At 74.1% G+C, this 22,823-nt stretch carries 23 protein-coding genes, 2 tRNA genes and 1 other RNA gene; 12 read left to right on the forward strand and 14 right to left on the reverse strand.

From position 1 onward, the window contains the following. Window positions 1-4: 4 nt before the first annotated feature. Entirely contained in the window at window positions 5-358 is a 354-nt protein-coding gene (locus QRT03_RS01045) for a hypothetical protein (RefSeq protein WP_286050569.1), read from the reverse strand. A gap of 306 nt (window positions 359-664) precedes the next feature. On the opposite strand from QRT03_RS01045, the gene leuA reads away from it, so the two are divergent. Continuing rightward, complete coding sequence (gene leuA / locus QRT03_RS01050; protein WP_286052016.1) at window positions 665-2,458, forward strand: 2-isopropylmalate synthase; 1,794 nt, start codon at window positions 665-667, stop codon at window positions 2,456-2,458. A 49-nt stretch (window positions 2,459-2,507) separates the two neighbouring features. On the opposite strand, the gene recR is transcribed toward leuA, so the two are convergent. Further along, on the reverse strand, window positions 2,508-3,137 hold the full coding sequence (recR, locus tag QRT03_RS01055; RefSeq protein WP_286050570.1) for a recombination mediator RecR: 630 nt from the start codon (window positions 3,135-3,137) through the stop codon (window positions 2,508-2,510). A 4-nt stretch (window positions 3,138-3,141) separates the two neighbouring features. Next, the gene (locus QRT03_RS01060; protein WP_286052017.1) at window positions 3,142-3,468 is read right to left on the reverse strand and encodes a YbaB/EbfC family nucleoid-associated protein; all 327 of its coding nucleotides are present in this window, start codon (window positions 3,466-3,468) and stop codon (window positions 3,142-3,144) included. A gap of 87 nt (window positions 3,469-3,555) precedes the next feature. Here QRT03_RS01060 and QRT03_RS01065 point away from each other — a divergent pair, with 87 nt between their 5' ends. After that, entirely contained in the window at window positions 3,556-5,361 is a 1,806-nt protein-coding gene (locus QRT03_RS01065; RefSeq protein ID WP_286050571.1) for a S9 family peptidase, read from the forward strand. A gap of 486 nt (window positions 5,362-5,847) precedes the next feature. Here QRT03_RS01065 and QRT03_RS01070 read toward each other — a convergent pair whose 3' ends face one another. Together QRT03_RS01070 and ffs are read right to left on the reverse strand one after the other, a co-directional pair. After that, a complete protein-coding gene (locus QRT03_RS01070) occupies window positions 5,848-8,082 on the reverse strand; it encodes a DNA polymerase III subunit gamma and tau (RefSeq protein WP_286050572.1) in 2,235 nt (744 codons plus the stop codon). 44 nt (window positions 8,083-8,126) lie between these two features. After that, window positions 8,127-8,221: signal recognition particle sRNA small type (gene ffs, locus QRT03_RS01075), an RNA gene on the reverse strand. A gap of 87 nt (window positions 8,222-8,308) precedes the next feature. Between ffs and QRT03_RS01080 the strand changes: the two genes are divergently transcribed. Beyond that, a tRNA-Ser gene (locus QRT03_RS01080) sits at window positions 8,309-8,396 on the forward strand. Between the two features lie 24 nt (window positions 8,397-8,420). Here the strand turns inward: QRT03_RS01080 and QRT03_RS01085 are convergent. Next, the gene (locus QRT03_RS01085; RefSeq protein WP_286050573.1) at window positions 8,421-9,050 is read right to left on the reverse strand and encodes a TetR/AcrR family transcriptional regulator; all 630 of its coding nucleotides are present in this window, start codon (window positions 9,048-9,050) and stop codon (window positions 8,421-8,423) included. A 72-nt stretch (window positions 9,051-9,122) separates the two neighbouring features. Here QRT03_RS01085 and QRT03_RS01090 point away from each other — a divergent pair, with 72 nt between their 5' ends. From QRT03_RS01090 to QRT03_RS01100, 3 genes are read left to right on the forward strand one after another with little or no spacing between them, the layout of a single operon-like run. Further along, complete coding sequence (locus QRT03_RS01090; protein WP_286050574.1) at window positions 9,123-9,371, forward strand: hypothetical protein; 249 nt, start codon at window positions 9,123-9,125, stop codon at window positions 9,369-9,371. After that, window positions 9,368-9,526, forward strand: coding sequence for a hypothetical protein (locus QRT03_RS01095; RefSeq protein ID WP_286050575.1), 159 nt, complete (start codon window positions 9,368-9,370; stop codon window positions 9,524-9,526). Before QRT03_RS01090 ends, QRT03_RS01095 begins: the two co-directional genes overlap by 4 nt. Before the next feature lie 57 nt (window positions 9,527-9,583). Continuing rightward, window positions 9,584-10,141, forward strand: a complete 558-nt coding sequence (locus tag QRT03_RS01100; RefSeq protein ID WP_286050576.1) for a class I SAM-dependent methyltransferase — start codon at window positions 9,584-9,586, stop codon at window positions 10,139-10,141. 12 nt (window positions 10,142-10,153) lie between these two features. Here the strand turns inward: QRT03_RS01100 and QRT03_RS01105 are convergent, their stop codons facing one another. Then, the gene (locus tag QRT03_RS01105; protein ID WP_286050577.1) at window positions 10,154-10,732 is read right to left on the reverse strand and encodes a TetR/AcrR family transcriptional regulator; all 579 of its coding nucleotides are present in this window, start codon (window positions 10,730-10,732) and stop codon (window positions 10,154-10,156) included. A 61-nt stretch (window positions 10,733-10,793) separates the two neighbouring features. Here QRT03_RS01105 and QRT03_RS01110 point away from each other — a divergent pair, with 61 nt between their 5' ends. Genes QRT03_RS01110 through QRT03_RS01120 form a run of 3 tightly spaced genes read left to right on the forward strand, consistent with a single transcriptional unit; the run spans window position 10,794 to window position 13,760 of the window. Next, window positions 10,794-11,936, forward strand: coding sequence for an acyl-CoA dehydrogenase family protein (locus QRT03_RS01110; protein ID WP_286050578.1), 1,143 nt, complete (start codon window positions 10,794-10,796; stop codon window positions 11,934-11,936). Window positions 11,937-11,963: 27 nt separating this feature from the next. Further along, window positions 11,964-12,737 (forward strand): LmeA family phospholipid-binding protein, encoded by a 774-nt coding sequence (locus QRT03_RS01115; protein ID WP_286050579.1) that lies wholly within the window; start codon window positions 11,964-11,966, stop codon window positions 12,735-12,737. A 24-nt stretch (window positions 12,738-12,761) separates the two neighbouring features. After that, on the forward strand, window positions 12,762-13,760 hold the full coding sequence (locus tag QRT03_RS01120) for a Gfo/Idh/MocA family protein (protein WP_286050580.1): 999 nt from the start codon (window positions 12,762-12,764) through the stop codon (window positions 13,758-13,760). A 13-nt stretch (window positions 13,761-13,773) separates the two neighbouring features. Here QRT03_RS01120 and QRT03_RS01125 read toward each other — a convergent pair whose 3' ends face one another. Further along, window positions 13,774-14,571, reverse strand: a complete 798-nt coding sequence (locus tag QRT03_RS01125) for a DUF429 domain-containing protein (protein WP_286050581.1) — start codon at window positions 14,569-14,571, stop codon at window positions 13,774-13,776. Window positions 14,572-14,892: 321 nt separating this feature from the next. Between QRT03_RS01125 and QRT03_RS01130 the strand changes: the two genes are divergently transcribed. Then, the gene (locus QRT03_RS01130) at window positions 14,893-15,156 is read left to right on the forward strand and encodes a hypothetical protein (RefSeq protein WP_286050582.1); all 264 of its coding nucleotides are present in this window, start codon (window positions 14,893-14,895) and stop codon (window positions 15,154-15,156) included. 60 nt (window positions 15,157-15,216) lie between these two features. On the opposite strand, the gene QRT03_RS01135 is transcribed toward QRT03_RS01130, so the two are convergent. The 3 genes from QRT03_RS01135 to QRT03_RS01145 form a co-directional block, all read right to left on the reverse strand. Next, complete coding sequence (locus QRT03_RS01135) at window positions 15,217-17,016, reverse strand: ATP-dependent DNA ligase (RefSeq protein ID WP_286050583.1); 1,800 nt, start codon at window positions 17,014-17,016, stop codon at window positions 15,217-15,219. 264 nt (window positions 17,017-17,280) lie between these two features. Then, window positions 17,281-18,111 carry an anti-sigma factor domain-containing protein gene (locus QRT03_RS01140; RefSeq protein WP_286050584.1) on the reverse strand — a complete coding sequence of 277 codons (831 nt, stop codon included), beginning with the start codon at window positions 18,109-18,111 and terminating at the stop codon, window positions 17,281-17,283. Further along, window positions 18,108-18,794 (reverse strand): RNA polymerase sigma factor, encoded by a 687-nt coding sequence (locus QRT03_RS01145; protein ID WP_286050585.1) that lies wholly within the window; start codon window positions 18,792-18,794, stop codon window positions 18,108-18,110. The genes QRT03_RS01140 and QRT03_RS01145 overlap by 4 nt, the downstream gene beginning before the upstream one ends. 236 nt (window positions 18,795-19,030) lie before the next feature. On the opposite strand from QRT03_RS01145, the gene mftD reads away from it, so the two are divergent. Further along, window positions 19,031-20,212 (forward strand): pre-mycofactocin synthase MftD, encoded by a 1,182-nt coding sequence (gene mftD, locus QRT03_RS01150; RefSeq protein WP_286050586.1) that lies wholly within the window; start codon window positions 19,031-19,033, stop codon window positions 20,210-20,212. Between the two features lie 121 nt (window positions 20,213-20,333). Here the strand turns inward: mftD and QRT03_RS01155 are convergent. The 3 genes from QRT03_RS01155 to QRT03_RS01165 form a co-directional block, all read right to left on the reverse strand. Continuing rightward, window positions 20,334-20,422, reverse strand: a tRNA-Ser gene (locus QRT03_RS01155). Window positions 20,423-20,432: 10 nt separating this feature from the next. Continuing rightward, the gene (locus QRT03_RS01160) at window positions 20,433-20,903 is read right to left on the reverse strand and encodes a nucleoside deaminase (protein ID WP_286052018.1); all 471 of its coding nucleotides are present in this window, start codon (window positions 20,901-20,903) and stop codon (window positions 20,433-20,435) included. After that, window positions 20,893-21,432 (reverse strand): tRNA adenosine deaminase-associated protein, encoded by a 540-nt coding sequence (locus QRT03_RS01165; RefSeq protein ID WP_286050587.1) that lies wholly within the window; start codon window positions 21,430-21,432, stop codon window positions 20,893-20,895. The genes QRT03_RS01160 and QRT03_RS01165 overlap by 11 nt, the downstream gene beginning before the upstream one ends. A 123-nt stretch (window positions 21,433-21,555) precedes the next feature. Here QRT03_RS01165 and QRT03_RS01170 point away from each other — a divergent pair, with 123 nt between their 5' ends. After that, window positions 21,556-22,806, forward strand: coding sequence for a M20 metallopeptidase family protein (locus QRT03_RS01170; RefSeq protein WP_425604765.1), 1,251 nt, complete (start codon window positions 21,556-21,558; stop codon window positions 22,804-22,806). Window positions 22,807-22,823: the final 17 nt, after the last annotated feature.

Here is a 22,823-nt window from a genome sequence, read left to right on the forward strand (position 1 = left end):
GTGATCAGGGCGCCAGCGCGTTGAGGATGCGCGCCACGACGGCTCCGATGACGAGCCACACCACGGCGGCGAGGCCGTAGTTGAGGATCACCTTGAGCGACTCGCTCGCCGGCAGGAACAGGTCCCCGATGCCGAGGGTGAGGCTGTTCGCGGCGTCGGCGAAGAACGTCGTGATCCCGTTCTGCGGGTTCGCCGCCGCGACCGTGAGCACGATGTGGATCACGAGGATCGCGGCGAAGATCGTGCACAGGATCTTGATGACCGAGGCGGCGAGGGTGAGGGACTTGCTCGCGAGCGCGCGCAGGTCCGCCGAGGTGTTCGCCTTGCGCTGGCTGCCGGTGTCGGCGTCCTGGGTCATACCGCAGATGATGGCACGCATCACTACCGACTGGTAAGCCGAACCGGTACCGCGCGTCCGGTGATTTTCCGGTCCGGTGGGCGGCGTCACCCCGCCCGGGTGCGGGAGCCGGGTTGCCGACGACCGGGTGGGTGGGGCTACCGTGGAGGGCGATGTTCCACGCGCTGCTCCTTCCCAGCCGCGGCGGGGTCTGACCGAGACCGGCCCCTCGCCGCGGGTGATGTGCGCTCGCCGGTCGGCCCGGACGTCGTCCCCCGGGATTCCTGCACCGCAGCACGGAGACCGAGAATGAGCATCACCCCCGACATGCCGGCGGCCGGCATCCGCGACACCGTCGTCCACCCCGACGGCGAGATCCCCGCGGACCAGCCGTTCTGGAACCCCCAGCGGCCCAGCCGGATGCCGATCCACCGGTACAAGCCGTTCGCCGAGATGGTCGAACGCGTGTCGGTACCGGACCGCACCTGGCCGGACGCCGTCATCACCAAGGCCCCGCTCTGGGGAGCGGTGGACCTGCGCGACGGCAACCAGGCGCTGATCGACCCGATGTCCCCGGCCCGCAAGCGCCGCATGTTCGACCTGCTCGTGCGCATGGGTTACAAGGAGATCGAGGTCGGCTTCCCGGCCGCGTCGCAGACCGACTTCGACTTCGTCCGCGAGATCATCACCCAGGACGCGATCCCCGCCGACGTCCGGATCCAGGTCCTGACGCAGGCCCGCCCCGAGCTGATCACGCGCACCTTCGAGTCCCTCGAGGGCGTCCACTCCGCCGTCGTGCACCTGTACAACTCGACGTCGATCCTGCAGCGCCGGGTGGTCTTCCGGTCCGACCGCGACGGCATCACGAAGATCGCCACGGACGGCGCGAAGCTGGTCCGGGCCGAGGCCGAGAAGCGACCGGGCACCGACTGGCGCTTCCAGTACTCGCCCGAGTCCTACACCGGGACCGAGCTCTCCTACGCCAAGGAGATCGTCGACGCGGTGGGCGACGTCTGGGAGCCGACGCCCGAGCGCCCGATGATCGTGAACCTGCCGGCGACGGTGGAGATGGCGACCCCGAACGTCTATGCGGACTCCATCGAGTGGATGCACCGCAACCTCGCCCGCCGCGACTCGATCATCCTGTCGCTGCACCCGCACAACGACCGCGGCACGGGTGTCGCCGCGGCCGAGCTGGGCGTGCAGGCCGGCGCCGACCGCGTCGAGGGCTGCCTGTTCGGCAACGGCGAGCGCACCGGCAACGTCTGCCTGGTGACCCTCGGCATGAACCTGTTCAGCCAGGGCGTCGACCCGCAGATCGACTTCTCCGACATCGACGAGGTGCGGCGCACCGTCGAGTTCTGCAACCAGCTGCCGGTCGGCGAACGCCACCCCTGGGGCGGCGACCTGGTGTTCACGGCCTTCTCCGGCTCGCACCAGGACGCGATCAACAAGGGCCTCGAGGCGATGCGCGCGGAGGCCTCGACCGCGGGGCACGACGTCGACGACCACCCCTGGGAGGTCCCGTACCTGCCCATCGACCCGAAGGACGTCGGCCGCACCTACGAGGCCGTCATCCGGGTCAACTCGCAGTCGGGCAAGGGCGGCGTCGCCTACCTGATGAAGACCGAGCACCAGATGGAGCTGCCGCGGCGGCTGCAGATCGAGTTCTCGCGCCGCGTCCAGGAGGTCACCGACACCGAGGGCGGGGAGGTCTCGGCGAAGGAGATGTACGACATCTTCGCCGAGGAGTACCTCATGCGGCGCAGCCCGCTGGAGCTGGTGAGCTCCCGGGTCGCCACGCACGACGACGGCAAGGCCGAACTGACGGCGACACTGAAGATCGAGGGCGACCTCCACGAGGTGACCGGCGTCGGCAACGGGCCGATCGCGGCCTTCGTCGACGCGCTGGCCTCGGTGGGCTACGACGTCCGCGTCCTCGACTACGCCGAGCACGCCATGTCCGCCGGCGACGACGCGCGGGCGGCGGCCTACGTCGAGGCCGCGGTCGGTGACGGGGCCGGCGGCGACGTCGAGGTGTGGGGCATCGGCATCGACGGCTCGATCCTCACCGCGTCGCTCAAGGCCGTGGTGTCGGCGGTGAACCGGGCCCTTCGATAGGTGACTCCGTCTCGTGAGTACTGATCCGTGTCCGGACACGGACCAGTACTCACGAGGCCGTCGGCCTCCTGCCGGCGAGCGCCCGGCCGAGCGTCAGCTCGTCGGCGAACTCCAGGTCGCCGCCCATGGGCAGGCCACTGGCCAGCTTCGTCACCGTGAGGCCGGGGAAGTCGCGGAGGAGCCGGACGAGGTAGGTCGCGGTGGCCTCGCCCTCGGTGTTGGGGTCCATCGCGAGGATGACCTCGGCGATCTCCGGCTCCTGCTCGCCGCCCTCGGTCTCCTGCCCGCCGATCCGACGGAGCAGCTCGCGGACGCGGAGCTGGTCCGGTCCGACCCCGCCCATCGGATCCAGGGCTCCGCCCAGCACGTGGTAGCGGCCCCGGAACTCCCGGGTGCGCTCCACGGCCATGACGTCCTTGGGCTCCTCGACGACGCACACCAGCGTCGCGTCGCGTCGCGCGTCCGCGCAGATGCGGCAGCGTGGCTTCTCGCTGACGTTGCCGCAGACCTCGCAGAACACGACGCCGGCCTTGACCTTGGCCAGCGCCTCCTGCAGGCGCGTGATGTCGGCCTCCTCGGCTCCGAGGAGGTGGAACGCCAGGCGCTGGGCGCTCTTCGGCCCGATCCCGGGGAGCCGGCCGAGCTCGTCGATCAGGTCCTGGACCGGGCCTTCGAACAAGGGACTACATCCCCAACTGCGGCCCGCCGCCGCCCATGTCGAGGCCGCCCGCGAGCGGTCCCATCTTCTCGGCCTGCAGCTGACCCGCGGCGTCGGCGGCGTCGGCGAGGGCGCCCAGCACGAGGTCCTGCAGGGTCTCGACGTCGCTCGGGTCGACGACCTTCGGGTCGATCGTGATCCCGCGGATCTCCCCCGCGGCGGTCTGGGTGACCGTGACGAGACCGTTGCCGGCCTGACCGGTCACCTCGGTCTCCGCCAGCTCGGCCTGGGCGTTCATGAGCTGCTCCTGCATGGCCTGGGCCTGCTCGAGGAGGGCACCCATGTCGGGCATGTCCGGCTGTCCTGGCTGCACGCCCCCAGGGTAGGGGCAACGGCGTTCCCGACGACGGGCACGGCCGTCTGATGCCAGGGTGGGGCGGTGAGCGACACCGCCGAACTCGTGACCCGCCTGCTCTCCGCCCGGACGTGGCGGGCCTTCGACATCGCGGCCGACGGCCGGGTGCTGGCCGGGGACGACACCTCGGGCACCGTGCAGCTGGTCGAACTGCGCCCCGACGGCGACCGCCGCCCGCTCACCGCGCTGCCCGGCGCCTGCTCCGGGCGCTACCTCAAGGGCGTGGAGCCGCGCACGATCGTCGTCTCGCACGACACCGACGGCGACGAGCGCGCGCAGCTCTCCCTCCTGCGTCCCGACGACGTGACCGCTCCGCTCGGGACCGACGACCTCGAGCCGCTCGTGCGCGACCCGCGGTACATCCACTCCCTCGCCGAGGTCCTCGACGACGGGCGGGTCGTCTACGCGACGAACCGCCGCAACGGGGTCGACTTCGACCTGGTGCTGCGCCAGGTCGCGACCGGCGAGGAGACCGTGCTCTACGACGGCGGCGGCATGGTCGGCGGCGCGGCGGTGGCGCCCGACGGATCCGCCGCCCTGATGACGCGGCCCGGCACGCCCGCGCTGAGCTCCCAGGTCCTGCTCCTCTCGGGCAGCGGGACCACGGAGGTCACCTCCGCCGACGAGCCGGCGATCTTCGGTGGGCTGCAGTGGCTCCCCGACTCCTCGGCGGCGCTGTGCACCACGAACACCGGGCGGGACCGGACGGGCATCGCCCGCCTGGACCCGACGTCGGGCACGGTGGACTACCTCGTCACCGACGACGCGCACGACGTCTCTGGTCGGCTCTCCCCCGACGGGCGTCTCCTGCTCGTCGTCACCGACGACGACGGTGCCTCGCGGATGGCGATCCACGACGCCGAGAGCGGGGCCCACCTGCGCGACGTGATCACGCCCGGCGTCGGGGTCGGGGACTTCCTGACGCTGCCGCGCTGGTCGGCCGACTCGCAGGGGCTCGCGCTGACGTGGACCTCGCCGACGGTCGCGGCCGACGTCGTGCTGGTCGACGCAGCGACCGGGCGGACAGGGACGGTCGCCTCGTGGGCGGAGGACCTGGAGGGCCACGAGCTGGTGACCCCGACCAGCGTCGGCATCCCCACGCCCGACGGCGAGACCGTCCCGTGCTTCGTCTATGCGCCGGACGGGGCGACGGGGTCGAGCGTGCTGATCATCCACGGCGGGCCGGAGGGCCAGTCGGTGCGCTCGTTCTCACCGATCACGCAGGCCCTCGTCGCCCAGGGCCACACGGTGCTGGTGCCGAACGTGCGCGGGTCGGTGGGCTACGGGAAGCGGTGGTACTCGCTGGACGACGTCGAGAAGCGGCTGGACTCGGTCGCCGACCTCGCCGCGATCCACGCGTACCTGCCGCAGCTCGGCCTGGACCCGGCGCGCTCGGCGCTGTGGGGCGGGTCGTACGGCGGCTACATGGTGCTCGCGGGGGCGGCGTTCCAGCCGACGCTGTGGGCGGCGGGCGTCGACATCGTGGGGATCTCCTCGCTCGTGACGTTCCTGGAGAACACCTCGCCGTACCGCCGCGCCCACCGTGAGCGGGAGTACGGGTCGCTCGAGCGCGACCGGGAGTTCCTCGAGTCCGCCTCGCCCCTGACCCGCATCACCGACGTGCGGGCGCCGCTGTTCGTCATCCACGGTGCGAACGACCCGCGGGTGCCGCTGTCCGAGGCCGAGCAGGTCGCGGAGGCCGTCCGTGCGGGCGGGGTCGAGGTGGAGCTGGTGGTCTACGACGACGAGGGGCACGGATTGGCCAAGCGCGCGAACCGGCTCGACGCCTACCCGCGGGCGATCGACTTCCTGGGGCGCGTGCTGGGCTGACCCGTTCGCGAGAGGTACATCAGGCACCTCCGCGGGCGTTCCGACGTGCGTGGTGTGCCTCTCGCGGAGGCCCCGGGCTACGCCGCAGCCGGCGGCCGTTCGCGAGAGCTACGTCAGGCACTGTCCCTGGCGCTCCGACATGCGTGATGTCCCCCTCGCGAATGCGCGGCCGGTGGGCCGTTCGCGAGAGCTACGTCTGGCACCTTCCCGGGCGCTCCAAGGTGCATGGTGTCCCCCTCGCGAATGCGCGGCCGGTGGGCCGTTCGCGAGAGCTACGTCAGGCACCGTCCCGGGCGCTCCAAGGTGCATGGTGTCGCCTTCGCGGATGCGCGCCCGGTGGGCCGTTCGCGAGAGGTACATCAGGCACCTCCGCGGGCGCCCCGACGTGCTTGATGTACCTCTCGTGCCACATGATCGACGTCCGGGCCGCAGCGCGCCCCCATGGTGGGGCACGGTGCCACCCGGACGTGGATCGAGGTCCCGGCGTCAGCGCCCGTCGACGCGGCGGGCGCCGAGCTGCTGGGTGAGGAGCTCCATCGCCTCGTCGTCGGGGTCACGAGCGGCCACCCGCTCGCCGCCGCCGGGGTCGGCGTGCGCCTCGGCGTACATGTCCTCCTCGCTGACCTCGTCGTCCTCCGGGGGCTCGGGGGGCGGCGGGATGTCGGCGGGCGGCGCGCTCGCACGTGGGCGCTCCGGAGCCGCGGGTTCCGAGGCGGGCGGGGCTCCGCCGTTGCCCCGGGCGCTCGGGCGCTGGAATTGCGGGCGGCCCGCGGGAGCACCCTCCGACCGCTGCGGCTCCGGACGGCTCGGGCGCGCGGGCTGCTCCGGCGCGGCGGGACGCTGGGGCGCCTGGGCCGGTCCGCCGCGCGGTGGCCCGGACGGCCGACCACCCTCGGGCTGCTGCCCGCCCGCCTGCTGGCCGGCGGCGTCGGTCGCGCGCACCGCCCACTCGCCGGAGAGCACCCGGGACAGGGCGGACGTGACGTAGCCCGCCCGGTTCGGCTGGGAGAGCTGGCGGGCGAGGGGCGCGGTCGGCATCGCGAGGACGACCGTGGTCCCCTCGAGGGCCGCGACGGTGGCGTTCTGCAGCAGCGCGTGCGTCGGCTTGTTCAGCTCGCGGACCGCCGACATGACCTCCGACCACACCCGCCGCAGGCCGGCCGCGTCCATGGCCCCGGGGGCCGTGGCCGCGGACTGCTGCGCGGCCGCCGGCTGCTCGGGTTCCGGTGCCGCAGGACGCGCAGCCGCGGGAGATGCGGCCGCAGGTGGCGCGGACTGCGGGCGCTCGGCACGTCGGGGCGCCTCCGGCGCGGCATCGGAGCGCGGGGCCTCCACCGTGGCGGTGGGCCGCCCGGTCGGCGGCTGGACCGTGGCGTCCTGCTCGTCCGCGCGGGGCGGCGCGGACGCCTGCGCCGCGGCGGACGCCGCCGACCCGGCGGGCTGCGACGGCTGCTGTGACGCCTGCTGTGACGGCCGCCGGAAGCGGGCCTCGCCCGCCGCCTCCGCCCCGGCGTCGGGATCGCCGACCGCCAACGGGCCGCCGGCGCTCGCCGTCGCCCCGGCCTGCAGGCGCCGCTCGACGCCCTCGAGCCGCTGCACGAGCGCCGCGTCCGAGGCCGACGCGGCAGGTAGCAGCATCCGGGCGCAGACCAGCTCGAGGAGCAGCCGCGGGGCCGTCGCGCCGCGCATCTCCGTCAGGGCGGTGTGCACGAGCTCGGCATGGCGGGCGAGCGCGGCGGGGCCGAGGCGCTGCGCCTGGTCGACCATGCGCTCCAGCTCGTCGGCCGGGACGTCCACCAGGCCCTTCTCCGCCGCATCGGGGACGGCATGCACGAGGATGAGGTCGCGCAGGCGCTGCAGCAGGTCGGAGGCGAACCGTCGGGGGTCGTGGCCCGCCTCGACGAGCCGGTCGACCGCACCGAACACGGCGGCGCCGTCCTGCGCGCCGAGAGCGTCGACGACGTCGTCGAGGATCGCGACGTCGGTGACGCCGAGCAGCCCGACCGCGCGGGCGTAGGTGACCCCCTGGTCGTCCGCACCCGCGAGCAGCTGGTCGAGCACCGACAGCGAGTCACGCGCGGAGCCCCCGCCGGCCCGGATCACCAGGGGGTAGACCGCGGGCTCGACCTGCACGGCCTCCTCGCCGCAGATCCGCTCCAGCAGCCCGCGCAGCGTGCTCGGTGGGAGGAGCCGGAACGGGTAGTGGTGCGTCCGCGACCGGATCGTCGGCAGGACCTTGTCCGGCTCCGTCGTCGCGAACACGAAGATCAGGTGGTCCGGCGGCTCCTCGACGACCTTGAGCAGCGCGTTGAACGCCGCCGTCGTCACCATGTGCGCCTCGTCGATGATGAAGACGCGGTAGCGGGAGCTGACGGGCGCGAAGTGCGCGCGATCCCGCAGCTCGCGGGCGTCGTCGACGCCGTTGTGGCTGGCGGCGTCCATCTCCGTGACGTCGAGCGAGCCGGGCCCGTTGGGCGCCAGCGCGACGCAGGACTCGCAGACTCCGCAGGGATCGGGCGTCGGCCCCTGCTCGCAGTTGAGCGAGCGCGCCATGATCCGGGCGGACGACGTCTTCCCGCAGCCGCGCGGGCCGGAGAACAGGTAGGCGTGGTTGATCCGCCCGGCCGACAGCGCGGTGCGCAGCGGATCGGTGACGTGCTCCTGCCCGACGACCTCGGCGAAGGTGCCGGGCCGGTATCGACGGTAGAGAGCGAGTGCCACGCCGCGAGGCTACGCGGGGACCCCGACAGCCTGGGCCCGGGTGAGAAAGGGGACCCCGCGCACCCGCCAGAGCCCGCTTACCCTTGCTGCCTTCCGGCCCTGGGGGAGTTCACAGGATGGACGCCGCGCGGGGTCCGGGGACGACTGTACCGGTCGGCGACCGCCCGGCCGACCGGGTGGGGGTCGGGGCGTCGTCGCAGCGGAGAGCCCCTGTACTCTCGTCGGCGGAGGATTGGCCGAGCGGCCTAAGGCGCACGATTGGAAATCGTGTTGGGGTAACACCCTCACGGGTTCGAATCCCGTATCCTCCGCCAGCTCCACCCGACGCCGGTCGTCCTTCAGGGCCGACCGGCGTCCGTGTGTCCGGAGCCGTCCGGTCCGGTCGCCAGCTCGTCGAGGTGACGACGCAGCACGGCCCGCGCCAGGTCCGGAGGCAACGCGGACGGTCGCAGCGTGCCGCCGAGGCCCAGGCCGTCGACGAGCGCGGCCAGCCGTTCGGCCTCGACCTCGAGGTCGCCCTCCGGGACCACGCCTCCCGCGCGCAGGACGATCACGGCGAGGTCGCGCACCCCGCGGTGCAACTGCTCGGCCACCGGCCCGAACGCCGGAACCGTCCGGGCGGCCAGGGCGAACTCGAGCCACACGGCGGTCTCCCGGGCGCGGACGTCGTCCAGCGGCAGCAGCTCGGCGAACATCTCCTCCGTCACCCGACGTCGGTCGGATGCGTCGTCCAGTTCGTCGCGCCGCGCCTCGATCCGCCCGGCGATGCGCGCCATCACCTCCTCCGCGGCGGCGGTCAGCATCGCCTCGGCCGAGTCGAAGTAGTGCCGCACCGACCCGATGGCGAGACCGGCCCGCTCAGCGACCCGGCGGAGCGACACGGCCTGCAGACCGTCCTCGACGACGACGGCGAAGACCGCGTCGTACACCGCCGCACGACGCCGGACGGGATCGACGACCCTGGGCACTCGACCTTTGTAGCACGACCCTGCTACGTTCGTTTTGAAGCACGACCGTGCTACAACAACCCGGAGGTACCGATGGAAACCGTGCTCACCCTGCTGCTGGTGCGCTTCGCGATCCTGGCGGCTGTCGTCGCCGTGCTGGTCGTGGTCGGGTTCGCCGTCGTCAGCCGCCTGCGCCGACGCGGGCAGTGGGAGCGGACGCGTGACCGGCTCACCCCGTTCGCCGCGCACGCCGCGGACCGCTACGGACGTCGGCCCGGGGCCGGCGGAGCGCTGGCCCGGGCTGCGGCCCGGCGACTGGACGACGGGCGGGACCGGCGGTGAGCGGCGGGCACGAGCTGCTGGAGCACGTCGTGGTCGACCTCCTGTGGAAGGTCGGGATCGTCGCGACCCTGGCCGTCCTCGTCGCGCTCGCGTGCTGGCGGATCTCCGCGCGACCGCGGAGTGCGACCTCCCGGTCAGGACGGGGCGGACAGTAGCGACTCCCGCAGGATGGCGGCCACGACCCGCACCGGGAATCGTCGGGAACCGTGCCGATGAACCGGATGCACCGCCGCCTCTGCAGCTCCGCCGACTGGGCCACGAAGGTCGCGGACCGCATGCCACGGGACCTCGCGGACGTCGACCTCGGGGACGACGTCCTCGAGATCGGCCCGGGCTACGGGACCACGACCCGCGTGCTCGTCGATCGGGTGCCGCGCCTGACGGCGGTGGAGGTCGACGAGGCGTCCGCGACCCGGCTGCGGGTCGAGTTCGGCGACCGGATCGTGCACGGCGACGGCACGGCACTGCCGTTCGAGGACGGCCGGTTCTCCGCCGTCGTGTGCTTCACGATGCTCCACCACGTCCCGTCCCGGGCCCTGCAGGACCGGCTCTTCGCCGAGGCCCGCCGGGTGCTGCGCCCGGGCGGGGTGTTCCGCGGCGTCGACTCGCAGCTCTCGCTGCGCTTCCGGCTGCTGCACGTGGGCGACACGATGGTGGTCGTCGACCCGGGGACGCTGCCGGAGCGGTTGACGACGGCGGGCTTCGCTCCCGGCCCGCAGGTGGAGGTCATGCCCGACACCCGTCTTCGGTTCACCGCCCGCAGGCCCTGACCCGACCCGCCGTCAGGAACGCAGCCCCCGGACGAGCAGGGTCGCGAGCTGCTCGTAGGCCTCCGCATCGGCCAGCCCCGTCGTCGCGGCGATCCGGCGCTGCTGGATGGCCTCCATCGTCGAGGCGGCCACCTCGGCGGCGAAGGCCACGTGGACACCGCCGAAGTCCCCGGAGGCCACGCCCTCGTCGATGATCTCGCGGACGCGCCGCGCCGCCGCCCGGGTGTTCCGCTGGTAGATCCCGGCGGCCGGGGCGAACGACGCGACGTCCTCGAAGAACACCGCCGACGCCGGCGCGAGCTCGGACGACACGGCGCGCAGGTAGGCCGCGAGCCGGTCGGCGGGGTCGGTGCGGGTCGCGACGGCGGCCTCGACCCGGGCGGTGGCAGACCGGAAGAACCGGACCACGGCCGCCGTCACCAACTGCTCCTTCGAGTCCGCCAGCCCGTAGAGCGTGCGCTTGGAGCAGCGGAGCCGGGCGGCGACGTCGTCGAGGGTGAACTGCGCGAACCCCTCGGCGAGGAGCAGCTCCACGAGGGCGTCCGACAGTTCGTCGCGCCGCGCGGCGCCGCGCCGGACCGGAGATGCCACCTGGCGATCATATCGGCACACCGCTACTGTTAACGGTACTCACGTTCCGATAGGAGTACCGATGGCCGTCGACCGCCTGCTGCCCACCGACGAGGCCCGGGCCCTGATCGAGCTGACCCGCGAGGTCGCCGACAAGGAGCTGGCCACCCGGGTCGACGACCACGAGCGCGGCGACGGGATGTACCCCGAGGGCCTCTTCCGCACCCTCGGCGAGACCGGGCTGCTCGGCCTGCCCTACCCGGAGGAGTACGGCGGCGGGGCACAGCCCTACGAGGTCTACCTGCAGGTCCTCGAGGAACTGGCCGCCCGGTGGGCCACCGTCGCGGTGACGACGAGCGTGCACGGGCTCGCCTGCTTCCCGGTCGCCACGTTCGGCACCGAGGACCAGAAGCAGGAGTGGCTGCCGCGGATGCTGACCGGTGAGCTGGTCGGCGGTTACAGCCTCTCGGAGCCGCAGGCCGGGTCGGACGCCGCCGCCCTGCGGTGCCGAGCCGTGCGCGACGGCGGCGACTACCGGATCACCGGCGAGAAGGCCTGGATCACCCACGGCGGGAAGGCCGACTTCTACGCGCTGTTCGCCCGGACCGGCGAGGGCAGCCGGGGCGTGAGCTGCTTCCTCGCGCCCGGGCAGACCGAGGGCCTCACCTTCGGGCGGCCCGAGGAGAAGATGGGCCTGCACGCGGTCCCGACGACGAGCGCCACCTGGGACGGCGGCCGCATCCCCGTCGACCGTCGGATCGGCGAGGAGGGCCAGGGCCTGCAGATCGCGTTCGCCGCGCTCGACTCCGGGCGCCTGGGGATCGCCGCCTGTGCCGTGGGCCTCGCGCAGGCGGCGCTCGACGCCGCGGTCGAGTACGCCAACGAGCGGCAGACGTTCGGGAAGAAGATCGTCGACCACCAAGGCCTCGGGTTCGTCCTCGCCGACATGGCCGCCGCGGTCGACTCGGCCCGGGCCACCTACCTCGACGCGGCCCGCCGCAAGGACGCCGGCGTGGCCTACTCCCGCCAGGCCTCCGTCGCGAAGCTGGTCGCCACCGACGCCGCGATGAAGGTGACCACCGACGCCGTGCAGGTGTTCGGCGGCGCCGGCTACACCCGCGACTTCCCGGTCGAGCGGTACATGCGCGAGGCCAAGATCATGCAGATCTTCGAGGGCACGAACCAGATCCAGCGCCTCGTGATCTCGAGGCACTTCGCGCGCTGAATCCCCCGTGTCGGACACTGACGGGTGATGCGTGGATTCCTCATCACCCTGGTCGTGCTCGCCGTGCTGCTGGTGGGCGTCGACTTCGGCGCCCGCCTCGTGGCGCAGGACCGGGTGGCCTCCCAGCTGCAGACCCAGCTCAAGTTGGACGAGCAGCCGAGCGTGGACATCCACGGCTTCCCGTTCCTGACGCAGGCCGCCTCCGGGGACTACCCGTCGGTCACCCTGACCGCCGAGCACATCCCCTACCGGCAGCTGCGCGACATCACGCTGGTCGCCGACCTGGGCGACGTGCGGTTGCCGCCGCAGTCGCTGATCGACGGGAGCGTCCGCTCGATCCCCGCGGAGACGGTGACGGCGAGCGCCCAGGTCGACCCGGCGGACCTCGCGCGGATCCTCAAGGTCTCCGACGTCACCGTCGAGCCGGTCACGGCCCAGTCGCTGGCGGCGCGGGGGTCGAAGGTCGCGGAGGTCGACCCGTCGCAGGCGGTGGAGCTGACCTCGACGACGACGGTGCTCGGCCAGCAGGTCCGCGCGTCGGTCATCGCGACGTTCCGGCTCTCCGGCGGGCAGATCGTGCTGTCCGCCCGGGACATCGCCGTGGACTCCGGTGACGCCCCGTCGTCGGTGTCGAACGCGGCCTCGGGGGCACTGCGCTCGCGGCTCGGGAGCTTCTCGGCCCGGGTCGACCCCGGTCAGCTGCCGTTCTCGATCACGGCGACCGACCTGCGCGCCGAGGACGGGAAGCTCGTCGTCTCCGGCACCGCCGAGGACGTCGACCTCCTCGGTGGCTCGCTGTAGTCGGCCACGTGACAGGCTGACGCCGTGCAGACGATCCGCTGGGGCATCGCCGGTCCGGGCCGCATCGCGGCGAACCTCGCGCGGGACCTCGTCACGGTGGAGGGCACCGAGCTCGCTGCCGTCGGGTCGCGCTCCGAGGAGCGGGCGCAGGCCTTCGCCGTCGAGCACGGGGCGGCCCGGGCCCACGGCTCGTACCGGGCGCTGATCGACGACCCGGACGTCGACGCGATCTACATCGCCACTCCGCACCCGCAGCACGCCGACCTCGCCGTCGCCGCCCTCGAGGCGGGCAAGGCGGTGCTGGTGGAGAAGACGTTCACGGCGACGCTGGCCGGGGCGTGGCGGGTGGTGGACACCGCCCGGCGGCACGGCGTGTTCGCGATGGAGGCGATGTGGACCCGCTTCCAACCCGCCGTCGTGCGGGCCCGCGAGATCTACGAGGCCGGCGAGATCGGCGAGGTCCGCTCGGTGCAGGCCGACCTCGGCACCGTCCGCGACGTCGACCCGTCCGACCGCCTGTTCAACGCCGAGCTCGGGGGCGGCGCCCTGCTCGACCTCGCGGTCTACCCGGTGTCCTTCGCGCAGATGGTGCTCGGCGGCAGCCCGTCGCAGGTGCATGCGGTCGGGCGGATGGAGACCACCGGCGTCGACGCGGAGAACGCGCTGCTGATGGCCTGGGAGGACGGCCGGTTCGCCACCGCGCAGACCTCCTTCCACAGCCCGTCACCGGGCCAGGCGCGGATCTTCGGCTCGACCGGCTGGATCGACGTGCTCCCCCGCTTCCACCACCCGACGACGATCGTGGTGCACCGGTCCGCCGACGACCCCGGCGAGCGCCTGGAGCTCCCCGCGACCGGCGCCGGCTACTCCCACGAGATCGTCGAGGTCAACGAGTGCCTGCGCGCCGGGCGGACCGAGTCGGCCGTGATGCCGCTCGACGACACCCTCGCGGTCCAGGCCGTCCTCGCCGAGGCGGGCGAGCAGCTCGGGCTGACGTTCTCCGAGGATGTGCTGCGCAGGTGAGCACTTCGAGGGCCTATAGGCCCTCGAAGTGCTCACCTGGCGGCAGCCACATCCGTCCCTCCAGCACCGATGTCGGGTCGGTCAGCGCCGGGAGGGACGCCAGCTCCGCGGCGTGCCCGGCCATGCCGAGGGCGGAGAACGCGGCGTCGAACGCGTCCTCGGAGGCGACGACGGCGGGGCGCAGCGCGACCGGTATCCGCGGGTCGGCCCCGACGTGGGTCGCGCGGGCCGTCGCGGAGGACTTCACGACCGGACCCGTCATCGCGCGCGGGTAGACCTCGACGACGAGCACCCCCCGCGGTCCCGGCGCCGCGTCCAGCGGCCACACGCCGATCCCCTCCCGGCGCCATGCGCCCAGCAACGCCATCCCGCGCACCGACCCGGTGCCGACCGCGCCGGCCCCACCGACCTGGAACGTCGACAGCGGGTTCAGCCCGCGCTCGCGCGCGTCGAGCTCGGTGCGCCGGTACAACGGCAGGTCGGTCGGCTTCCGTGTGCCCGCCCGCCCCCAGAACGGTGGAGCGCACGCCCGCAGCCAGCCCTCGCCCTCGTCGCGGGCGAGGTCCCACAGCTGCGGCAGCGTGCTCACCCCGTGCCGGGCCGCGAACCAGGCGGGGAGCCCGAAGGAGAAGTCGATTCCGACGACGGCGGGTGCGGGTCCGTCGCGCAGGTCCCGCAGCAGCCCGCCGATCCCCTCGCGGTCGAGACCGCCCCGCACGGCCAGCAGCCGGCCGGGTTCCGCCTCGGCCACCCGGATGCGGCGCGCCGCGGCACGGAGGTCGCCGGACCAGTCGACGGCGAGGACACGCACGGCAGGCATCCTCCCGCGTGCCGTCCGCCGGGTCGGCTGTGAGCGAAGGGCGCCCACGGCCCGTCTCTCCGACCGAACGGGCCCTTCGCTCAACGAGGCTCGGGGCAGATCACCCGTTCGTCGCAGTAGAACGACCGCTGGGTCCTTCTACCGGACCGCTCGACCTCCAGCGAGCCGAGCCACTCGTTCCGGGCGGATGTTCGCCGTCCCACTGGTCCCTCCCGTCACAGGAGCGCAGAGTCCGCCTCGACCGTTCGTCGTGCGCTCGCTGCGCCGAACGGTCGCTCGTTCTGCTCCAGAAGACCCTCGAGGAGGAACTCCGTGGCCAAGCACCGCGCTCCGCACCGGCTCACCCGGCGGGCCGCCACCCCCGTCGCCGCCCTCGCCCTGTCGGCGGCGGCGCTGACCGCCGTGGCCCCGGTGGCCTCGGCCCACCCGCGCGACGACGGGCCGTCGGGCAACGGCAACGTCGGGGTGCTCAACGACCTGACGCTGCTGCCCGTGAACGCCTGCGGGCTGCAGGTCCCGATCCTCGGGAGCATCCTCGACGCGCCGGACGCGGACTGCTCGAACACCGACGACTGAGTCGGACGCCCGGGTGCGGGGCGTCCCCCGGAGGTCCCGTCGGGGGACGGGGGACGCTCCTCAGCCGACCAGCAACCGGCCCGCCGGCGGCTCCTCGGCCCGCGCCGCCGGCACGCGCAGCCGGATCGTCGTCCCGATCCCCGCCCGGCTGTCGACGTGCAGGTCACCCCCGCCGCCGAACGCCCGCAGCCGGCGGGTGACCTCGGCGATCCCGCCGTGTCGCGCGTCGACCTGCGACGCCGCCCGGGAGGCCTCCGGCCCCATCCCCGCGCCGTCGTCGGAGACGGTGATGACGCAGTCCGCTCCGGCCCCGGCCGCGGTCACCCGCACCGTCCCGCCGTCGAGCACCGGCTCGATGCCGTGCCGCACCGCGTTCTCCACCAGCGGCGCCACCACGAACGGCGGCAGCACGACGTTCTCGACCTCGGGGGCGACCGTGATCTCGACCCCGAGCCGCGTCCCGAAGCGGGCCTGCTCGAGCGTGAGGTAGCGGCGGGTGTTGCGCAGTTCCTCGGCCACCGTCGTCACGGCGTCCGAGGAGCGGAACGAGTAGCGCGTGAAGTCGGCGAACTCGGTGAGCAGGTCGCGCGCCCGGCCCGGATCGACCCGCACGAAGGCCGCGATGGCGGTCAGCGCGTTGTGCACGAAGTGGGCGGAGAACCGCGAGCGCAGCGCCGCCTCCACCTCGGCGTCGGGGAGCAGGACCTCGGCACCGGCCGGCACCAGGACACCCGGCGCCTGCGGCGTCGTCGTCCCGGTCGGCTCGGCGCGCATGCCGCGGGGGTGCCCGGATCCGGCGGGTCCGGGGGCGTCGACGGTCTCCAGGTCGTCGAGCGCGAGATCCGCCGCGACGACCGGCGCGGCGATCAGCGGGGCCTGGACGGTGGCGGGGTGCGTGCCCATCCGCAGGCCCTGCCAGCTCGGGCGGCCGAGCAGGCCGGTGGGGGTCCAGCGGCGGTGCTCCACCCGGCCGACGAGGCGCGGGGCCAGCCAGTGCGCCGCGTGGGCGACGTCGTCGGGCAGGTCGCCGTCGAAGGGGCTCACCAACCGCTCCAGCCCCACCGTGGCGTCGAGGATCTCCCGGCGCGCCGCCGCCGTCACACCGGTGGAGACGCGCCCGACGTAGCGGAGCACGCCCTCGCTCGGGACCCCGAGCAGCAGGGAGCCCACCCCGTCGGCGGCGCCGCGCGGCGGCAGCCAGCCCCCGACCACGACGTCCTGGGAGCGGGTGATCTCCGCGGTGATCCAGCTCCGCGAACGCCGCCCGCTCTGGTAGGTCGACTCCAGGCGCTTGGCGACGACGCCCTCGAGGCCGTAGTGCCGGGCGGTGGCCACGATCTCGTCGGCGCCGACCCCGGTGAACGACGGCGGGACGACGAGGTTCCCACCCGCGAGGTCGATCTCGGTGAGCAGCTCGCGCCGCTGCCGGTAGGGCATGCGGGCCGTGGACCGGCCGTCGACCTCGAGGACGTCGAACACGAAGTAGTAGACCGGCGTCCCGCTCACCAGCGCACGCGACGGGTTGCTCACCCGCCGCCGGCGCCGCAGCCGCGTGGTGCTCGGCCGGCCCACCGGGTCCTGCGCGACGACCACGCCGTCGAGCACCAGGCCGTGCGCGGCCGGCACCCCGAGCTCGGGGAAGCCGGCCGTGACGTCGTGACCGTCGGCGTCGACCAGCCGCAACCCGCCGTCGTGGGCGTAGGCGAAGGCGCGCAGCCCGGACCACACGAACTCGAACGCCCAACCGGCGCCGCGCGGGAGCTCCCCGGCGGAGGCGAGCATCGGACGGGTGCCGCCGCGCGGCCCGGGCACGGTCGGCGGGGTGAGCGAGGCGTGGGCGGCCATCGACGAGGACGTCATGTGCGCGCCTCCCGTCTCCTCCGCACCGGCCCGCTCCGGTGTCGGCCGCCGGACACACCCCGGTGCGTGGCCGACGCCTGCCACGGTAGCCAGACCCCCCGACGGTCACGGCTCGTTTCCGGCGCGCGCCGCGGCGCGCTGCGGCCGGACAGCGACACGACGCGACGAACGGCGCACCGTCCATCCTGACGCGCGCGGCCGGGTGGCGCACGGCCGGCGCGGGCCGCCGGACGACGTCTCTCGTCCGGTCGGCCGGTCCTCGCCTCAGACGAGCGGGCCGCTCGCGACGACCGCCGACGGGCGCGGCGGCACCGGTCCGGTCGGCTCGGCCGACACGGCGTAGGCGCCCCGCACGAGCCCGGAGCCGGGCGGGGCCGGGGACGCCGTCCCGGTCGGGGTGTAGGTGCCCGTCCCGTCGAAGGTCCCGACCGCGGTGGCCCCTCCCCCCGCGACCCGCCAGAGCACGAACGTCCGCCCGGGTCCGAGGTCGGGCAGGTCGACCGGCACGACCCGCGCCCCGCCCGCGTCGTCGAGCACCACCGCCATGACGACCCCGCCGGGCTGGATGAGCGCGGCGTGCCGGACGTCGGGGTTCCGCTCCTGCGCCGAGGTGATGACCTGGTCGGCCCGCGCCGCGGCGACGCTGCGCTCGTCGGCGGCCGGCCCGGTGGCCATCCCGCGCGCGGAGAGCACGATCACACCGGCGACGACCGCGATCAGGGCCAGCAGGGCGGCGCTGCGCCGCCGGGGCAGCGGGACGGGGAACGGCCGGGTCCCGTGGTCGGGTGCGACGGGCGCGGGTGCCACCGGCTCCGGCTCGGGAGCCGCGGTCCGCTCGACCGGCGGCGGCGCGGGGTCGGCCGCCGCCGCGTCGAGGATGCGCCGGCGCAGCGACGCGGGCGGGTCGACGTCCGCGACGGCGTGGGCCAGGGCCGCCATCGTCGCGCGCGTCTCGGCGAGCAGGGCTCGGCACGGGCCGCACGTGCGCAGGTGCTCGGCGACCCGGGCCTCTTCATCGGGCTCGAGCGCGTGCAGCGCGCGCCCGACGACGGCGCCCGCGAGCTCGCCGTCGTGCGGGATCTCCTCGGCGCTCACCACGTGTCCCCGAGCAGGTCGAGGGCCGAGGTCCCGAGGACCGGGGCGAGCAGCACGCGCAGCTTCGCCACGCCGGTGAACATGCGGGACTTGACGGTGCCGATCGGGACGCCGGTGATCGAGGCGACCTCGCGTTGGGTGTAGCCGCCGTAGTAGGCGAGCCCGAGCGCCTGGCGCTGCTCGGAGGGCAGGTGGCGCAGCGCGGCGCGCACGTGCTCGGCGATGACCGAGCCGAGGGCGGCGCGGTCCGCGGAGGGCACGGCCCCCTCGGGTCCCGACGTCACCTCGGGTTCCTCGGTGGCCACGTGGTGACGACGGCGGGTGGCCTCGCGCCGCACGGCGTCGACGGACTTGTGGTGGACCAGGGTCAGCAGCCAGCTGATCACCGTGCCGCGGGTGCGGTCGAAGCGCTCCGGGTCGCGCCAGAGCACCAGGAACACCTCCTGGACGACGTCCTCGGCGAGCGTCTCGTCGGCGCAGATGCGGCGCGCGAGCGAGTACGCGGCACGCCCGTGACGGCCGTAGAGGAGGTCGAGGGCGCCGGTGTCGCGCCCGGCGAGCCGGGCGACGAGCTCGGCGTCGGTCACGTCCGCACCGACCGGAGCGGGTCCGGCGGCGGCCCCCGACCGCGTCCCGAGGGCGTCCTCGGTCACGTCGGGCCCGGCCGTGCGGGGCGGTCTCATGGCGGGTGGTGCTCCTTCGCTCCTGGGCGTCCGGCGGCACGGGATGCCCCGGACGTCGGAGCTTTCGTGACGGTGCCCCGGGCCGGTTCGCCCCGGAGCGACCACCGACCCGTCGTCGGGAACGATCCCGGCGACGGACCTGCCCTGACGGACGGGGGCGATGCCGTTCGCGCGTGCGGCGCGAGCGTGAGCCGACCCACCTACCCTCGGGGGAAACGCGACTGCGGAAGGTGCTCATGGCTGGTCAGTGGTTCGAGTCGGTGGCGGAGGCGCAGCGCCGCGCGAAGAAGCGGCTGCCGAAGTCGGTGTACGGCGCGCTCGTGGCGGGCAGCGAGGCGGGCTACACGCTCGACGACAACACCGGCGCCTTCCGCGAGCTGCAGTTCGCCCCGCACGTGGCGGACCTGCCCTTCGAGAAGTCCCTCGCCACGACGATCATGGGGCAGGAGATCTCGATGCCCGTCATGATCTCCCCGACCGGGGTGCAGGCGGTCAACCCGGAGGGCGAGGTCGCCGTCGCGCGGGCCGCGGCGTCGCGGGGCACGGCGATGGGCCTGTCGTCGTTCGCGAGCCGGTCGATCGAGGACGTCACGGCGGTGAACGACAAGACGTTCTTCCAGATGTACTGGGTCGGTGACCGCGAGACCCTCGCCGCGCGCGCCGAGCGGGCCAAGCGGGCCGGCGCCAAGGGCCTGATCGTCACCCTGGACTGGTCGTTCTCCCACGGCCGGGACTGGGGCAGCCCGTCCATCCCGGAGAAGATGGACTGGAAGACGATCCTCAAGTACATCCCCGAGGGCGTCACCCGCCCGCGCTGGGGCATCGAGTTCCTGCGCAGCGGCAAGATCCCCGACCTGACGGTGCCGAACATCCCGGTCGACGGCTCCGAGCCCCCGACGTTCTTCGGCGCCTACGGGCAGTGGATGTTCACCCCGCCCGCGACCTGGGCCGACGTGGCGTGGCTGCGCGAGCAGTGGGGTCGCGACCTGCCGTTCTGCGTCAAGGGCATCACCCGGGTCGACGACGCCAAGCGCGCCGTGGACGCGGGCGCCACCGCGATCCAGGTCTCCAACCACGGCGGCAACAACCTCGACTCCACCCCGGCCCCGATCCGCGTGCTGCCCGGCATCGTCGAGGCGGTCGGGCGTGACGTCGAGGTGATCATGGACGGCGGTGTGCGGCGCGGCTCGGACGTGGTCAAGGCGCTGTGCCTGGGCGCCAAGGCCGTCGCGATCGGCCGGGCCTACCTGTGGGGCCTGGCCGCGGCCGGCGAGACCGGCGTCGGCAACGTCCTGGACATCCTGCAGAACGGGATCGGCTCCGGGCTGATGGGCCTCGGGAAGTCCTCGGTCCACGACCTCGCCCCCGAGGACCTGATCATCCCGCCGAACTTCACCCGCCAGGCCGGGGTCGCCTGATCACCCACTGAACGAACGGCACTCTCGCGCCCATAGAAGCAGCGAGAGTGCCGTTCGTGCGTTCCGGGACTGCTCCGGACGCACGAACGCCGGGCGCTCCCCGTGGGGAGACCCGGCGTCATGGCGGTAGCGGTGGGATTCGAACCCACGGTGGGCAGAACCCACACGCGCTTTCGAGGCGCGCTCCTTTGGCCGCTCGGACACGCTACCGGGAGCAACCTTACGGGACGGCCGCGTCGCTCCCGGAAGCACCCCGGAACCACTCCCGCAGCAGCTCGGAGCACTCCTGCTCCCGCACTCCGCCGAGGACTTCCGGACGGTGCGTGAGGCGCCGGTCGCGCACCACGTCCCACAGCGAGCCCGCCGCCCCGGTCTTGGGCTCCCACGCCCCGAACACCACCCGGTCGACCCGGGCGAGCACCGCGGCGCCGGCGCACATCGTGCAGGGCTCCAGCGTCACCGCGAGCGTGCAGCCGCCCAGCCGCCACCCGTCGCCGTGGACCCGGGCCGCCGCCCGCAGCGCGAGGATCTCGGCGTGGGCGGTCGGGTCGCCGAGGGCCTCGCGCGCGTTCGTGGCGGACGCCAGCTCCCGGCCCGCGGCGTCGACCACCACCGCACCCACCGGGACGTCGGCCGGGTGCGCCGTCCGCGCGACCTCGAGGGCCCGGACGATCAGCGACTCAGGACGCAGGCGCCGTCTCCACGATCCGGGAGAGCTCGTCGGCGAACCCGCAGCGCCGCGCGATCGCGGTGAGCTGCTCGTCCGGGTACAGGTCGATCTCGTCGACGAGGACGGCGAGCTCGTCGGCCGGGACCCCGAGGTCGGCGAGCATCCCGAGATCGCCCTCGGGCCACGGGTCGTCGTCCACCTCGTCCTCGTCGGGGACATCGAGGCGGAGCAGGTCGAGCACGTCGGCGGCGACGTCGTAGTCCAGCGCCGCGACCGCGTCGGAGAGCAGCAGCGACACGCCGCCGGGGACCGGGCGCACGAGGACGAAGAACTCGTCGTCCACGTCGAGCAGTCCGATCACCGCTCCGGTGGAACGCAACGCCCGCAGAGCGGTGATGGCGGAGTCCAGGTCGGCGAGCGCGGTACGGTCCATCGAGACCGCACGCCACCTCCCCTCCTCCCGGGTCACCGCGACGGCCCAGCCGTCCAGGGGTACGACGGTGCCCTGTCCACCGCCCCGGGGGGCGGCCTGCGCGCCCTGTCCTGCCATGGTCACCACGGTAGGTCCGCGCGAGCACGCCCGGCTAGGGCGCGGCCACCAGACGCACCGAATCGACACCTTCCGCGCGCCGGACGGTCGCCCGTCCGGGGTCGGGGGTGCAGGATCGGGGGCGTGAGGACCTCAGGCGAGACCCGGCAGGAGGTACGTCGCCGGGCCGCCCACCGCGCGCCCGAACGGGCGCTGCTCTCCGAGGCCCGCTCCCTGCAGCCGGACACCGTCGCCCTGCGCCGGACGCTGCACCGGCACCCCGAGCTCGGGCTCGACCTGCCCACGACGCAGGCCGCGGTGCTCGCCGTCCTGCGGGACCTGCCGGTGACGCTCACCTGCGGACGCTCGTCCACCTCCGTCGTCGCGACCCTGACCGGGAACCGGCCCGGACCCGCCGTCCTGCTGCGCGCCGACATGGACGCGCTGCCGCTGCACGAGGACACCGGGCTCGACCACGCCTCGCGGGTCGAGGGGGCGATGCACGCCTGCGGGCACGACCTGCACACCGCGATGCTCGCCTCGGCGGCGCGGCTGCTCGCCGGACGGCGGGACCGGCTGGCCGGGACGGTCGTGTTCATGTTCCAGCCGGGCGAGGAGTCCCGGCACGGGGCGCTCGCGATGCTCTCCGAGGGCGTGCTCGACGCCGGCGGCTCCGTGCCGACCTCGGCGATGGCGCTGCACGTGACGTCGCGGCTGGCCTCGGGGACGCTGCAGACCCGGGCGGACTCGATCATGGCCTCGTCGGACGACTTCACCGTCACCGTGCACGGCTCGGGCGGCCACGCCTCGGCGCCCCACGACGCACTCGACCCGGTGCCCGCGGCCGCGGCGATGGTCGGGGCGCTGCACACGATGGTGTCCCGGCGCATCAGCGCCTTCGACCCCGCGGTGCTCACCGTCGCGCACCTGACCGCCGGGACCACGACCAACGTCATCCCGGAGACCGCCACCCTCGAGGGCACCGTGCGCTCGCTGTCCGAGGAGACCCGTGAGCAGTTGCTGACCGAGCTGCGCCGGGTCTGCCTCGGCGTGGCCGACGCCTACGGCTGCACCGCCACGGTGGAGATCGACCGCGGCTACCCGGTCACGGTCAACGACGGCGAGGTCGCGGAACGGGTCGCCGACGTGGGCCGCTCGGTGCTCGGGTCGCGGTTCGTCGAGCCGATGCCCGACCCGATCATGGGCTCCGAGGACTTCTCCTACGTGCTCGGGCGGGTGCCGGGTGCACTGGCGTTCCTCGGCGCGTGCCCGCCCGGGGTCGATCCCGCCGAGTCGCCGCCGAACCACTCCAACCGCGTGGTGTTCGACGAGGACGCGATGGTGGCGGGCGTCGCGCTCTACGCGGGGTACGCCCTGGACGTCCTGCGGCCCTGAGCGGCACCGCCGACGTC

The organism is Actinomycetospora termitidis (genome assembly GCF_030286555.1).
Taxonomy (GTDB): Bacteria; Actinomycetota; Actinomycetes; order Mycobacteriales; family Pseudonocardiaceae; genus Actinomycetospora; species Actinomycetospora termitidis.